The sequence below is a fragment of the Pseudomonas sp. GW823-FHT04A03 genome, from assembly GCF_058796615.1.
Window position 1 is genome coordinate 92,272 of the sequence record NZ_JBXAIV010000010.1, and the last position, 15,648, is coordinate 107,919.

A 15,648-nucleotide genomic window follows, 5' to 3' on the forward strand; every position below is an offset into this window, starting at 1 on the left:
GTCCTCTCAGGAAATCAGTTTTTCAAGTTCATCTGCTGATAAACGATTGAGAGCCTCCAAGGATTTAGCCAAAACATCATGAACGGGCTGCAAATCGGGTTGCAGGGCTTGTACGGCTTCGCTGAAAGCCGCCAGATCGGCACTGGCGAACAGGCTGGCCAACGGCACTTCGAAGCCCAGCAACTCACGCAGACGCAGGGCCACCTGAGTGGCCAGCAGCGAATGACCGCCGAGTTCGAAGAAGTTGTCTGTCAGGCCGACCCGCTCCAGTTTCAGGACGTCGGCCCAGACCCCGGCGATCTGCTGTTGCAGTTCACTTTCAGGCGCCACATAGCTGTTTTGCAGCAGGCTGGCGTCCGGTTGTGGCAGGGCCTTGCGGTCAAGCTTGCCGTTGGCGGTCAGCGGCAGGCTGTCGAGCAGCAACAGGTGCGCCGGCACCATGTAATCCGGCAAGTTCTGCTTGAGCGCCTGGCGCAGTAGCTCGCGCCACTGGCCCTGCTGGTCGAGTTCGACCGACTGGTCGGCCACCAGATACGCGACCAGCTGCACGCCGCCGGCGCCTGGCTGATCCAGTACCACGGCCTGACGGATTTGCGGCAGCGCCAACAGTTGCGCCTCGATTTCACCCAGCTCGATCCGGAAACCACGGATCTTCACCTGATGGTCGATGCGCCCGGCGTACTCGATCCGGCCATCGGCGCGATAGCGTGCCAGGTCACCGGTGCGATACAGCCGCGCACCATCGTCACCGAACGGGTTCGGCACGAAACGCAAGGCGCTGAGGTCGGCACGCTTGAGATAACCGCGTGCCAGCCCGGCGCCACTGACGTGCAACTCGCCGATGCAGCCCTTGGCCACCGGTTGCAGGTCGGTGTCGAGCACGTACCAGCCCAGGTCCGGGATCGGCTCGCCCAGCGGGCTGCCGGCATCCTGTTCGAGATCGGCCAGGGTCAAAGGACGGTAAGTCACATGAACCGTGGTTTCGGTGATGCCGTACATGTTGATCAGCTGTGGCGCGGCATCGCCGAAGCGTTCGAACCATGGACGCAGGCTGCGTACTTCCAGCGCTTCACCGCCAAACACGACGTAACGCAACGACAGTTGCGGATCCTGTGGGGCGTCGCAAGCTACTTGCATCAGTTGCTTGAATGCCGACGGCGTCTGGTTGAGCACGGTGATGCGCTCACGGCACAGCAGCGCATGGAACTCCTGCGGCGAGCGGCTGACGCTGTGCGGCACGATCACCAGACGCCCGCCATGCAGCAGTGCGCCGAAGATTTCCCAGACCGAAAAGTCAAACGCGTACGAGTGGAACAGCGTCCAGCGATCCTCGGCACCGAAGCTGAACCAGGGCTGTGTTGCCTCGAACAGACGCAGTACGTTGTCGTGAGCCAGCAGCGTACCTTTCGGTTTGCCGGTGGAGCCCGAGGTGTAGATCACGTAAGCGAGGCTGGCGCTGTCGGCCCAGACCTGCGGGTCGGTTGCCAATTGATCCTGCCAGCGGCTGTCATCACCCAGCAGCAGGGTTTCGACGCTCTCGGCAACTTCCAGGTGATCGAGCACACCCGGCTGCATCAGCAGCAGGGCAATGCCGCTGTCTTCGATCATGTATTGCAGGCGCTCGGCCGGGTACTGCGGATCCAGCGGCAGGTAAGCCCCGCCAGCTTTGAGGATGGCAACCAGGCCGACGATCATTTCGATCGAACGCTCGGCAGCCAGACCCACCAGCACATCGGCACCTACGCCCCGTGCGATCAGGGCATGGGCCAGGCGGTTGGCGCGGGCGTTGAGTTCGCCGTAGCTCAATTGCTCCTCGCCCAGACTCACGGCAATCGCCTGCGGAGCCCGACGCACCTGTGCTTCGATCAGCTGTGGCAGGGTGCGGGTTTGCGCGAAGGTGGCCGGCGCACGGTTCCAGTCCTGCAACACCGCCTGGTGCTGTGCGGCATCGAACAGGCTCAGATCGGCCAGCAGACGTTGCGCGGGCGAGTCGGCCATTTGCTGCAACAGGTGCTGCAAGTGGCCGGCGATCTGCTCGATCTGCGCAGCGCTGAAATGCTGACGGGCATAGGCAAATTGCAACGACAGGCTGTCGCTCAGGTCCACCAGCACCGTCAACGGCAGGTTGGTCTGTTCCTGGCTGCGCGCCTGGTCGAAACGCAAACCTTGCGGCGCACCGTTGTTCAGTGCCTCCGACACCGGGTAGTTCTCGAACACCAGCAGGCTGTCGAACAAGCCTTCGCCGCGTTGCCCGGACCAGCGCTGAATGTCCGCCAGTGGCGTGTATTCGAATTCGCGCATGGCCAGGTTCAGCGCCTGCACCGTTTGCAGCCACTCGCCGAGGGGTTGCTCGACACGCGGGGTGGCGATCACCGGCAGCGTGTTGATGAACAAACCGATCTGTTGCTCGACACCTGGCACCTCGGCCGGACGCCCGGCGACCGTAGCGCCGAATGCCACGGTCGGTTGTCCGGTGTAACGCTGCAACAGCAACAGCCAGGCAGCCTGCACCACGGTGTTGAGGGTGACCTTGTGCTGACGGGCGAACGCACCCAGACGTTGAGTCTGCTCACGGTCCAGCCAACGGGTCTGCTGGTCGTAACCGCTCTGGCCGGCAGTCGCCAGCGTATCGAGGCAGCTACGGGCCAGGTGGGTCGGCTCGTCCAGGTCGGCCAGCCGCTCAGTCCAGAAGCGTTCGCTGGCCTGACCGTCCTGACGCTGCAGCCAGCCGATGTAATCGCCATAACGGCCCACCGGCGCGGCCGGGGTTTCACCGGCGTAGCGCTGCATCACTTCGCCGAGCAACTGCGAGTTGCTCCAGCCGTCCATGAGAATGTGATGGCTGGTGTAGATCATCTCGAAGCGATCATCGCCGGTGCGGACCAGCACCAGGCGCAGCAGGGGTGCCTGCAACAGGTCGAAGCCTTGTTGCAGTTGCTCCTGCGCCAGCCCGTCGAGTGCCCCCGCCAGGTCAGCGCGACCTCGCCAGTCATGCAGACTGAACGGCAACTCGGCCTGACGCTGGACGATTTGCAACGGCTGCTCCTGCTCGGAGATCCACACGAAACGCGTGCGCAGAATCGCGTGGCGATCGACGGCGCCCTGCCAGGCCTGACGCAAACGCTCGGGATCAAGGCCTTCGACGCTGACGCGCATCTGGTTGATGTAATCCCCCGAACCTTGTTCGTACAGGCTGTGGAACAACATGCCCTGTTGCATCGGCGACAGCGGGTAGATGTCTTCGACGTCGGCACCGGCGTCCGGCAACGCATCGAGCTGCTGCTGGTCGAGCGGCGCCAACGGGAAGTCCGACGGTGTGACGCCGGAATTCTGTGCAGCGCAGCAATGTTCGATCAGCGCTGCCAGTTCGATCGCGTACTCATCGGCCAGACGTTGAATGGTCGCTTCATCGAACATCTCCCGGCTGAACGTCCAGCCCAGACTCAGCTCGCCACCGTAAACCTGACCATTGAGTTCCAGCCAGTTGCCCAGCGGCGCCAACGGGCTCTGTTCGTCCCCGGCCTTTTCGCTGGCCGGGGCGAACAGAGCGCCGTCATCGAACTGGCTGTCGAATTGCCCGAGGTAGTTGAACGTGATGCGCGGTGTCGGCAGCACTGCCAGCTCACGGCGGGTCGCTTCATCGCCGAAGTAACGCAGTACGCCAAAGCCCAGGCCCTTGCCGGGAATCGCCCGCAACTGTTCCTTGATCTGCTTGATCGAACCGTCGAGCGACGCGTTCGGGGTCAGGCGCACCGGGAACAGACTGGTGAACCAGCCGACGCTGCGACTCAGGTCAAGGTCGTCAAACAGGTCTTCACGACCGTGCCCTTCCAGCTGAATCAGGGTCGAGGCCTGCCCCGTCCAGCGGCAGATGACTCGAGCCAGCGCGGTCATCAGCAAGTCATTGACCTGAGTGCGATACGCCGCCGGCGCCTGTTGCAGCAGTTGTCGGGTCAGCGCTTGATCGAGGCGCGTCTGTACGGTGTGCGCATCGCGGTTTTGCAGACGGGCCTGCGGATTGATGCACGGCAGGTCGACAGGCGCATCGGCCAGTTGTGCGCGCCACAGATCCAGTTCACCCGCCAGTCGCGGCGCGTGCTGTTGCAAGCGTTCGGCCCAGTGCTTGAAGGCGCTGGTCTTGGCCGGCAGCAGCAGGGGCTTGCCGTCGATGCGCTGCTGATAAGCGCTTTGCAAATCTTCCAGCAGAATCCGCCAGGACACACCGTCCACCACCAGGTGGTGCACCGCCAGCAACAAGCGTTGAGAACCGTCGGCCAGGCTCACCAGCAAGCCACGCAACAGCGGGCCTTGAGCCAGGTCGAAGCTGCGCTGCGCCGCAAGGCAGGCGTCCTGCAATTGTTGCTCATCGCTGACCGAAGCCTGCATCAACAGGTCGTGTCTGACGGTTGTTGCGTGGTGATTCGCGGTCCAGCCGTCGGTGGTTTCAGTGAACGACAGGCGCAAGGCATCGTGATGCGCAACCAACGCTTGCAAGGCTTGCTCAAGCGCATCGGCCTCAATGCTGATGGCCGGCTTGAGCATCACCGACTGGTTCCAGTGGTGACGCTCGGCAATGTCCGTCGCGAAGAACCACTGCTGGAACGGCAGCAACGGCGTGGCACCGCCGACCGGGCCCTGGTCGATCTGCCCCGCGCCAACGCCCAGCGTCGCGACGCCCGCCAGCGCCTGGACGGTCTGGTACTGGAACAAGTCTTTGGGGGTAAAGCGGATGCCGGCCTGACGGGCACGGGCCACCACCTGAATCGAAATAATCGAATCGCCACCCAGTTCAAAGAAGTTATCGCCCAGCCCGACTCGCGGCAGCTTCAGCACGTCAGCCCACACCGCAGCGATGCGTTGCTCCAGCTCATTGCGCGGCGCGATGTATTCGGCCTTGCCGGCGCCCAATTCGGGTTTCGGCAGCGCCTTGCGATCCAGTTTGCCATTGGGACTCAACGGCATCTGCGCAAGGTTCAGCCACTGATTGGGCACCATGTACTCCGGCAGTCCGGCGTGCAGATGACGCATCAGGGTGTCGCGCCAGTCTGCGCTTTCTTCGTTCAACACCACGTAAGCGGTCAGCAGCTTGCCGTCGATCACCAGCACCGCCGCTTCACGAACGTTGCCATGCTCCAGCAGACGCGCTTCGATTTCACCGAGCTCGATACGCAAGCCGCGCAGCTTGACCTGATGGTCGATCCGGCCGGCGTATTCGATCACGCCGTCGACGCGGTAGCGCGCCAGGTCACCGGTGCGGTAGATCCGCTCGCCATCGCCATACGGGCTGACGGCAAAACGTTCCGCGGTCAGCGCCGGACGCTGGTGGTAACCCCGCGCCAGACCGACGCCCGCCAGGTACAACTCACCGAGCACACCGGTCGGCACCGGCTCAAGGTTGTCGTCAAGGATGTAGCAGCCGAGGTTGGCAATCGGTTGTCCGATCGGCACGCTGTCGCGGCCCTCCTCCACACACGTCCAGTGCGTGACGTCGATGGCGGCTTCCGTCGGGCCGTAAAGGTTGTAAAGCCCGGCCGCTGGCAGTCTGGCGAAGACTTGCTGTTGCGCGTCCGCCGGCAGCGCTTCGCCGCTGCACACGATGCGTTGCAGGCTGGTGCACGTGGCGACGTCGGTGTCCTGCAGGAAGGCTTGCAACATCGACGGCACAAAGTGCAGCGTGGTGATGTGTTCGCGGTTGATCAACGCCACCAGTTTTGCCGGATCGCGGTGATCGCCCGGGGCGGCGACGACCAGCCGTGCGCCGGTCATCAGGGGCCAGAAGAACTCCCACACCGAAACGTCAAAGCTGAATGGCGTCTTCTGCAGCACGCTGTCGCCGGCGCCGATCTCATAGGCCTGTTGCATCCAGCACAGACGGTTGGTCAGGGCGACATGACGGTTGCCGGCACCTTTCGGTTTGCCGGTGGAACCGGAGGTGTAGATCACGTAGGCGAGGTTTTCACCGCTGACCGCCACGTCCGGATTGTGGCTGGCGAAGCCCTCCAGCGATTCCTCAAGCAACAGGGTTTGCACCTGCCCGCTCAATGGCAAGGCATCGAGCAGATGTGCCTGGGTCAGCAACAGCTGCACGCCGCTGTCTTCGATCATGTACGCCAGGCGATCCTGCGGGTACTCCGGGTCGAGCGGCACGTAGGCGCCCCCGGCCTTGAGCACGGCCAACAGACCGACGACCATTTCCATCGAACGTTCGGCAGCGATGCCGACCAGGCTTTCAGGTCCGACACCCTGCGCCATCAGCTTGTGCGCCAACCGGTTGGCACGGACATTGAGCTGCGCGTAGCTCAGGCATTCGTCGGCGAATTTCAGCGCCGGGGCGTCCGGGGTGCGCAGCACTTGCGCTTCGATCAACTGCTGCACGCTGAGGTGTAGCGGGTACTCGGTAGCGGTTGCGTTCCATTCTTCGAGGATCTGCTGGCGCTCTTGCGCGGCGAGCATCGGCAACGAGGCAATGGACTGTTGCGGCTCAGCGACAATCGCCTGCAGCAATGCCTGCCAGTGTTCGAACAGGCGCGCAATGGTTGCCGCTTCGAACAAGTCGCTGGCGTAGGTCAGGCTGACCATCAGCCCGGCGGCGGTTTCCGTGGTGTCCAGGGTCAGGTCGAATTGTGCGGTGGCGCTGTTCCACGGCAGGCCTTCGATGCGCAGATCCGCCACATCGGTGACCGGCGCTGCATCGCGCTGGTGGTTGAACAGCACCTGGAACAACGGGCTGTGGCTGAGGCTGCGCTCTGGCGCCAGCGCTTCCACCAATTGCTCGAACGGCAGATCCTGATGCGCCTGGGCGCCCATTGCAGCCTGCCGGGTCTGCGCCAGCAGATCACGGAAACTCAGGTCGCCGGCAAACTGTGCACGCATCACCTGGGTGTTGACGAAGAAGCCGATCAGGCCCTCGGCTTCGGCGCGGTTGCGGTTGGCAATCGGCACGCCGACGCGGATATCGTCCTGACCGCTGTAGCGGTGCAACAGGGTCTGGAACGAGGCCAGCAGGAGCATGAACATCGTCACCCCCTCACGCCGGGCAACCTCCTGCAATTGCGCGCTCAACGCGGGTTCCAATGGCGCATCCAGTCGCGCCCCCCGGTAGCTCTGCACCGCCGGACGCGAATGGTCGAGCGGCAACTCCAGCACCGGCTGTTCGCCGCCGAGCTGGCCCACCCAATAATCGAGCTGACGCTGACGCTCGCCCGCTTCCATCCACTGCCGTTGCCACTGCGCAAAATCAGCGTATTGCAGCGTCAGCGCGGCCAGCTCCAGCGGTTGTCCGGCGCGTTCTGCGGCATACATCGCCATCAGTTCGCGCACCATCACTTGCATCGACCAGCCGTCAGACACGATGTGGTGCTGAGTGATCACCAGCACGTGATCATCTGCCGCCAACCGCAGCAGGCTGACGCGCAGCAGCGGCCCGTTCAACAGATCGAACGGCTGGCGAATCTGCGCCTGTACCCAGTTCGAAAGATTGTCCTCGACGTCGAGGCTGTGCTGTTCAATCGTCAATTGGCCCTGCGCATGAACCACCTGCACAGTGCGCTCGTCGTCCTGACGGAACGTGGTGCGCAACGGTTCGTGACGCGCCACCAGTTGATTGAAGCTTTTCTGCAACGCGGAGATGTCCAGAGCACCGCGCAAGCGCAGCGCACTTGGCACGTGGTAAGCGGCACTGTCCGGCTCCAGCTGCCAGAGGAACCACTGCCGTTCCTGGGCGTAAGACAACGCCAGTGCATCACCGCGCTGCAACGCCATCATCGGCACGCTTTCGCTGTGTTGCAGGGTGGCGCAGGCGGCGGCAAAGGCTTGCAGCGTCGGCTGCTCGAACAGGGTGCGCATCGGCACATCGAGTTTGAGCGTCTGGCGGACCCGGGAAATCACTTGAGTGGCCAGCAGCGAGTGGCCGCCACGTTCGAAGAAGTGATCGTTGAGCCCCACCGCGCCGGACTCCAGCACGGCTTCCCAAATCTGCGCCAGTTGCAGTTGCAGCAAGGTTTGCGGCGCTGCATAAACGCTCAGGTCCTGGCTCAGTTCGACTTTCGGCAGCGCGGTGCGATCAAGCTTGCCGTTGTTGTTCAAGGGCAACGCGTCCAGCGACAGCAGGTGCGTCGGCACCATGTAATCAGGCAGCACTTGTTGCAGCGAAGCTTTGAGCGAGTCCAGCCACTGCGCCTGCGCGGTCGCAGCTTCGGTTCCTGTCTCGGGCACCACGTAAGCCACCAGTTGCGCGCCACCCGGGAAATCCTGAGCGATCACCGCGGCGGCGCGCACGCCCTCCTGCGCTTGCAGGCAGGCTTCGATTTCACCCATCTCAATGCGCAAGCCACGAATCTTCACCTGGTGGTCGATACGCCCGGCGTACTCCAGATCACCCTTTTCGTTGTAACGCGCCAGGTCGCCACTGCGATACAGACGCGCCCCCGCCTCGGTGGCAAACGGGTCTGGCAGGAAGCGTTCGGCGGTGAGCGCCGGACGATCGAAATACTGCTGCGCCAGACAGGCGCTCGCACCAATGCACAACTCGCCGACGCCACCGGCCGGCAACAACTGCCCGGCGCTGTCGAGCACGTACAACGCGCGGCCGGGAATGGCCCGGCCAATCGGAATGCCGAAGGTGTCGCTGGCATCACTCAAACGGCAATCGTGAACGCTCGACACCACCGTCGCCTCGGTCGGCCCGTAGGTGTTGAGCAAACGCACGTGGCTCAGCCCTGCTTCGTGCCACAGGCGCAGGCCTTTGACCGACATGGCTTCGCCACCGACATGCACCTGGCGCAACGCGCCCAGACTGGCGACGTTGCCGCCAGCACATTCACGCGCCAGCAAGAACCAGTAAGCCGCCGGCAAGTCCGCCAGGGTTACGCCGTGGCCGACGATCTCGTCGGCCAACCGGATGACATCCCAGAGTTCGTCGCCGCGCATGATCAGCGCCGCGCCGACACACAGCGGCGGGTAACACTGCTCGACAAAACCGTCGAAGCTGAAGGTCGCAAACTGCAGCACGCGATCATCGGCAGTCAGCGCCGAATACTCGGCACCGGTCTGGCAGAACTCGCGCAGCGCCGCGTGTGCAATTGCCACGCCCTTTGGCTGACCGGTGGAGCCCGAGGTGTAGATCACGTAGGCCAGGTCGTCGACCGTGGCGTGATTCAGCGGGTCGCTGTCCGGATAAGCCCCCAGCGTCTCGATGATGTCGCCCAGTTGCAGATACTCCAGGCCGGCCGCAAGCGGCACGTCTTGCAGGAGAGCGGACTCATCGAGCAGCAGATCGACACGGCTGTCTTCGATCATGTAGGCCAGACGCTGGGCCGGGTAGTTGGCATCAAGCGGGACGTAAGCGGCGCCCGTCTTCAGCACGGCCAGCAGGCTGACGATCATTTGCGGGCCGCGACGCAGCGCCAGGCCGATACGCTTGCCCGGCGCAGCACCGCTGGCCAGCAGACGGTGGGCCAGGCGATTCGCCTGGCGGTTCAGTTCGTCATAGCTCAGGCGCTGTTCGCCGCACTGTACGGCCAGGGCCTGCGGTGTGGCTTTGGCCTGCGCGGCAATGCGCTCGTGCACCAGGCCCGTGTGCTGGAGCTGCGGCGCTGGCGCCTGGCAGTGGGCGAGCATGGCGCGCGTGGTGGCTTCATCGAGCAGCGTCAGGTTGCCGAGGCAACCTGTGGCGTTGGTGATCAGTTGCCCGAGCAAGTAGCGCAGGTTGGCGCAGAGCAATTGCACCTGGGCGGCGCTGAATCGTGCAGCGTCGTAGCTCATCTCCAGACTCAGCGTGGCGCCGAGTTCGATACCCAGCGTCAGCGGATAGTGCGTGCGTTCATGGTTGTGCAGGTTGCCGAAGGTCAGCCCGGCCGGAGCGCCCTGTTTCAGCGCCTCGGCGACCGGGAAGTTTTCGAACACCAGCAGACTGTCGAACAGCGCCGAGCCCTGCTGCCCTGCCCAGCCCTGAATGTCGTACAGCGGCACATGCTCGAACTCGCGCAGGGTCAGATTCTGCGCTTGCAGATCACTCAGCCACTGCCCGACGCGGTGATCCGGGCGCGGGTTGCACACCAGCGGCAAGGTGTTGATGAACAGCCCCAGTTGCTGCTCGATGCCCGGCAGCGGCGCCGAACGACCGGCCACTGTCGCGCCGAACGCTACGCAGTCCTGCCCGGTGTAGCGTTGCAGCAACAGGCTCCAGGCCGCTTGCAACAAGGTGTTGAGGGTAACTTTCTGCTGACGGGCGAACTCGCCCAGACGCCGTGTTGCGGCTTCGTCGATCACCTCGCGATGCTCGTCAGTGCCATGCCCGCCCACGGGCGGACGCAGGGCATCGGCAAGCAGCGTCGGCGCCTGCAACGGTGCCAGCGCAGCATTCCAGAACGCCTTGCCGGCGTCTGCCGATTGCTGCTGCAACCAGCCCATGTAATCGCGGTAATGCCCGACCGGCGCCGGCAGTGAGCGCCCGGCGGCGTAGTGGGAAATCACCTCGCCGAGCAACTGCGCATTACTCCAGCCGTCCATCAGGATGTGATGGCTGGTGTAGATCAAGTGCCAGTGATCGGCGCCGGTACGCACCAGTTTCAGGCGCAGCAACGGCGCGCAGTCGAGTTCGAAACCCTGCGCCCGCTCAGACTCGGCCAGCGTATTGGTGTCAGTGTTGTCCAGCACTTGCAGCGGCAGTTGCACCTGACGGCTGATCACCTGATGGGCGCTGTCCAGGCCTTGCCAATGGAAGCTGCTGCGCAGCACGTCATGACGCGCCAGCGCCGCTTGCCAGGCGCTGGCAAAACGCTGTGGATCAAGGCCCTGGATGTCCAGACGCATCTGGCTGATGTAGGCCTCGGCCTGCGGTTCATACAAGGTGTGGAACAGCATGCCCTGCTGCATCGGCGACAGCGGATAGACATCTTCGATGACAGCGGCGGCGACCGGCAATGCATCCAGTTGCGCCTGGCTGATGCGTGCCAACGGGAAGTCCGATGGCGTCGCTTGCGCGGTGTCGAGGGCGCAGCAGTGCTCGATCAGTGCCGTCAGTTCTGCTGCGTAGCGATCAGCCAGCCTTTGCACAGTGGCATTGTCGAACATCTGCGAACTGAAGCCCCAACTCAGGCTCAATTCGCCGCCATAAACCTGGCCTTCGACCGTCAGCCAGTTATCCAGCGGCGCCCGGGAATCCTGGGCGACACCGCCGGACTCGGCGGATGGCACCAGCAGCGCCTGCTCGTCGAACTGGCGATCGAACTGCCCCAGGTAGTTGAAGGTAATGCGCGGCGGCGCCAGCACCGCCAGCTCTTCACGCACCGACGGCGCTGCCAGATAACGCAGCACGCCGTAACCCAGACCTTTGTCCGGCACCGCGCGCAGTTGTTCCTTGATCGCCTTGATCGAACCGTCGAGATCCTCGGTGGCCACCAGATTGACGGCGAACAGGCTGGTGAACCAGCCAATGCTGCGCGTCAGGTCGATGTCGTCGAACAGGTCTTCACGGCCATGGCCTTCCAGTTGAATCAGGGTGCCCGGCTGACCGCTCCAGCCACTGATGGTGCGCGCCAGTGCCGTCAGCAACAGATCGTTGACCTGCGTGCGATACGCCGCCGGCGCCTGTTGCAGCAATTGGCGTGTGCGCTCGGCGTCCAGACGCCATTCGATCTTTTCCCCGAAACGGTTTTGCAGGCTGCCTTCAGGGCGCTCGCACGGCAGATCCTGCGCGGTGTCGTGCTGGGCTTTCCAGTAAGCCAGTTGATCGTCGAAGCGCGAAGCCTCGGTGCTCAGGCGCGCAGTCCAGCTCTGGAACGCGCTGGTCTTGGCCGGCAATTGCACGCCACCGCCCGCCGCGAGCTGTTCGTAGGCTTGCTGCAGATCTTCCAGCAACACACGCCACGACACGCCGTCGACCACCAGGTGATGGAGGATCAGCGACAGGCGCTGACTGCCATCGGCCATCGTCACCAATACGGCGCGCAACAACGGCCCGTTGGCCAGATCAAGACTGCGCTGGGCTTCGTCGCAATGGGCGGTCAGTTGCTCGGTCGTGTCGGCCGTGCGCTGCCACAGGTCAGCACGTTCGACCTGTGCGGCGTACGCTTGCTGCCAGCCTTCGGCGCCCTCGACAAAACGCAGGCGCAAGGCATCGTGATGATTGATCACATGGGTCAATGCGGCGTCGAGCCACTGAGCATTCAGCGCCTCGCGCGGGGTCAGCAGCAGGGACTGGTTCCAGTGCTCACGCTGCGGCATCGCCCGGCTGAAGAACTGCTGCTGGATCGGCCCCAACAAGGCCTCACCCGTCGCCGGCGCCTGATCCACCGAACTGTGGCTGTCGAGGATCGCAACCAGCGCCAGACTGCGCACGGTCTGATACTGGAACAGATCGCGCGGGCTGATACGGATGCCGGCCTGCCGCGCGCGGCTGACCACTTGAATCGAAATGATCGAATCGCCGCCCAGCTCGAAAAAGTTGTCTTCCAGACCCACGCGCTGCAAACCGAGCACGTCTTCCCAGATCGCCGCCAGGGCTTTTTGCATGGCGTCCTGCGGCGCGACAAAAGCCTGCTGCGGCGCGGCATCCGGCTGCGGCAAGGCTTTGCGATCCAGCTTGCCGTTGGCGGTGACCGGCAACCTGGCCAGCGTCATCAGGTAGGTCGGCACCATGAATTCCGGCAGGCTGCCGAGCAGCCAGGCCTTGACGTCCTGTTGCCACTGTTCGTCTGCCTGGGCAGTTTCCAGCACCAGATAGCCGACCAGATGTTTGCCGCCCTGCACCAGCACCACGGCTTCACGCACCAGCGGATGCTGCATCAGGCGGGTTTCGATTTCGCCCAGCTCGATACGCAAGCCACGCAGCTTCACCTGATGATCGAGACGTCCGAGGTATTCGATGACGCCGTCGGCACGCTGACGTACCCGGTCACCGGTGCGGTACAGGCGCGCGCCTTCGTGGAAGGGGCACGGTACAAAACGCTCGGCGGTCAGCGCCGGACGCTGGTGATAACTGCGCGCCAGCCCTGCCCCGCCCAGGTACAGCTCACCGGCAACGCCGCTCGGCACCGGCAACAGTTCGGCGTCGAGCACATAGGTGCGCAGGTTGGCGATCGGCCGCCCGATCGGCACGCTGTCGGCGCCTTCGTCGACACAGGTCCAGTGGGTGACGTCGATGGCCGCTTCGGTCGGGCCGTACAGGTTGTAGAGTCCGGCGTTCGGCAACTTGGCGAACACTTGCAGTTGCGCGTCCAGCGGCAATGCTTCACCGCTGCAGACAATGCGTTTTAGGCCGACACAGGCCTCGACGCCCGGCTCATGAATGAACGCCTGCAACATCGACGGGACGAAGTGCAGCGTGCTGATGCCGTAGCGGTTGATGGTCTCGATCAACAACGATGGATCGCGGTGCGCGCCCGGCGCTGCCACGACCAGACGCGCGCCGGTCAGCAGCGGCCAGAAAAACTCCCAGACCGACACGTCAAAGCTGAACGGGGTTTTCTGCAGCACCGAATCGCTGGCATCCAGCCGGTAAGCCTCCTGCATCCAGCACAAACGGTTGACCAGCGCTGCATGACTGTTGCCGGCGCCTTTCGGTTTACCGGTGGAGCCGGAGGTGTAAATCACGTACGCGAGGTTCTGCGGATCGACGACTGCCTCGACACGGCTTTCGCTGTAGCGATCCAGCCAGTCGGCTTCCTGGTCGAGGGTAATCACCTTCACCCCCGCGGTCGGCAGCGACGACAGCAAGGCACTCTGAGTCAGCAGCAAGGTAATGCCGCTGTCCTCGATCATGTAGGCCAGGCGTTCTTGCGGGTACTCCGGATCCAGTGGCACATAGGCGCCGCCGGCCTTGAGAATCGCCAGCAGGCCGATCACCATTTCCAGCGAACGCTCGACGCAGATCCCCACCAGGCTGTCGGCTCGCACGCCTTGCTCACGCAACAGATGGGCCAGTTGGTTGGCCCGCGCATCCAGTTGCGCGTAGCTCAGGGTCTGTTCGCCGAACACCAGTGCCGGTGCATCCGGGGTGCGGGCCACCTGGGCTTCGATCAATTGATGAAGGGGTTGCCCGGTTGGATAAACCGCTGCTGTAGCGTTCCAGGCATGCACCAGCGTGTGCTGCTCGTCCGCGTCCAGCAATGGCAGCTCACCAATGCGTTGCGCGGGATCCGCGACCATGGCCTTGAGCAGACGCAACCAGTGGCGCGCCATGCGTTCGATGGTCGGCGCATCGAACAGATCGCTGGCGTAAGTCAGTGCCGCGTGCAGCTTGCCGCCCTTTTCGTAGGTGTCGAGTGTCAGGTCGAACTGAGTGGTGCGGCTTTGCCAGTCGAGGCTGTCGAGCACCAGGCCCGAAGCTGTACCGAGGGCGGCGATATCGGCCACCTGCGGCTGGTGGTTGTACATCACCTGGAACAGCGGCGTGTGACTGAGGCTGCGCTCCAGTTTCAGCGCCTCGACCAGTTGCTCGAACGGCAGATCCTGATGCGCCTGGGCGCCGAGCGCCGTCTCTTTGATCGCCTGCAGCAACGCATCGACGCGGGTCTGGCCATCGACTTTGGTGCGCAGCACCTGGGTGTTGACGAAGAAACCGATCAGGCCTTCGATCTCGGCGCGATTGCGGTTGGCAATCGGCACGCCGACACGAATATCGGTCTGCCCGGTGTAACGGTGCAGCAGTGCATTGAACGCGCCGAGCAACAGCATGAACAAGGTGACCTGATGCTGTTGCGCGGTGGCGCGCAACTGGTCGGCCAACTGGCCGTCGACCGCAAATTCATAGCGTATGCCGCGATAGCTCGGCATGGCCGGACGCGAGTGGTCCAACGGCAGTTCCAGCACCGGATGCTCGTCACCCAACTGCGCCTGCCAGTACTCCAGTTGCCGCGCTTGCTCGCCAGCCTCCAGCCAGCGACGTTGCCACAGGGCGTAATCGCTGTACTGAACCGGCAAGGCTGCCAGCGCCGGCGACTGGCCGGCGTCAAAAGCGTCATAGCATCGGATGAATTCGTCGATCAGCACATTCATCGACCAGCCATCGGAAACGATGTGGTGCAGGGTCAGCAACAAGACGTGCTCCTGCTCGGCGAGCTTGAGCAACGTGACCCGCAGCAACGGCCCGACCGCCAGGTCGAACGGCAACACCGATTGCTGTTCGGCGGCACGAACGACAGCCTCCTCGCGCTCGGTGGCCGGCAGCGCACTGAAATCTTCGTGATGGATGTTCAAGGTTGTCGGGGCCGGCACTTGCAGCAGGCTGTCATCCGCCTGGCGCTGGAAAACCGTGCGCAAGGTTTCATGTCGCGCCACCAGTGCCGCAAACGCCTGCTCCAGCGCCCGCAGATTCAGACGCCCGGTCAAGCGTACCGCGCCCGGCAAGTTGTAGGCGCCGCTGTGCGGGTCCAGTTGCCAGAGAAACCACATCCGTTGCTGCGCGTAAGACAACGCCTGGCGATCGTCGGCCTCGATCCCGGCGGGAATCGGGAAGCGGGCGAAATCCACGCCCTCCTTTTGCAGGGCCGCGAGGAACATCTGGCGCTTTTCCAGGGGCAACCCGATAAACCGGCGAGCAAGTTTCAAGGAGTCTTCAGCATTCATTTCTTAGCATCCGGATCAGTAGGCAGGAAGCACAAAGGCACGTCGTCCCTATAAAACGAATGCACACCGGAAAAATTAGCG

General features: G+C 63.6%; 1 protein-coding gene. It reads right to left on the reverse strand.

Annotated elements, in window-relative coordinates; genetic code table 11:
* Window positions 1–6: 6 nt before the first annotated feature.
* Window positions 7–15,567: a non-ribosomal peptide synthetase gene (locus AC1Q9F_RS22435; RefSeq protein WP_492620838.1), complete on the reverse strand. Its 15,561-nt coding sequence runs from the start codon at window positions 15,565–15,567 to the stop codon at window positions 7–9.
* Window positions 15,568–15,648: the final 81 nt, after the last annotated feature.

Bases quoted from the DNA above. Each gene is read 5' to 3' on its own strand.
- AC1Q9F_RS22435 (WP_492620838.1), bottom strand. From the start codon at position 15,567: ATGAATGCTGAAGACTCCTTGAAACTTGCTCGCCGGTTTATCGGGTTG.